Below are 322 nucleotides of genomic sequence, written 5' to 3' on the forward strand. Positions count from 1 at the left end.
AAAGGTGTGAAAGAAGGTAAATCAACGGTCATCAACCAAGCCGTGAATCATTTACTTCAAAAAGATATCCACCCGAACAATTTTCGAGTCTCATGCAAAACTCTAGAGGAGCGCGGGCTAATCATGCGTAAGAAAGTGGACTTGGATTGGTATATCAACATAACGCCCAAGGGATTTGAGATGGCGTTGTCTTGGCTAGACTGAAAATGGTGGAGCTTTACTGTGCTGGTATATTTGATGTGCGCTTTTAGAATTTAGGGGTTTGTTGCAAAAAATTCATATTGGAATTTTCTTTACAACATGTAGGCGCTATTATGAATTT

1 protein-coding gene is annotated in these 322 nt (G+C 39.4%); it reads left to right on the top strand.

Annotated features, from left to right (window positions below; all coding sequences use genetic code 11):
- Nucleotides 1-204: hypothetical protein (locus BCT81_RS29430; RefSeq protein WP_102425784.1), on the top strand; the 204-nt coding region annotated here is incomplete at its 5' end.
- Nucleotides 205-322 lie beyond the last annotated feature (118 nt).

The sequence above is a fragment of the Vibrio sp. 10N.261.52.A1 genome (genome assembly GCF_002876325.1).
GTDB classification, from domain to species: Bacteria; Pseudomonadota; Gammaproteobacteria; order Enterobacterales; family Vibrionaceae; genus Vibrio; species Vibrio chagasii.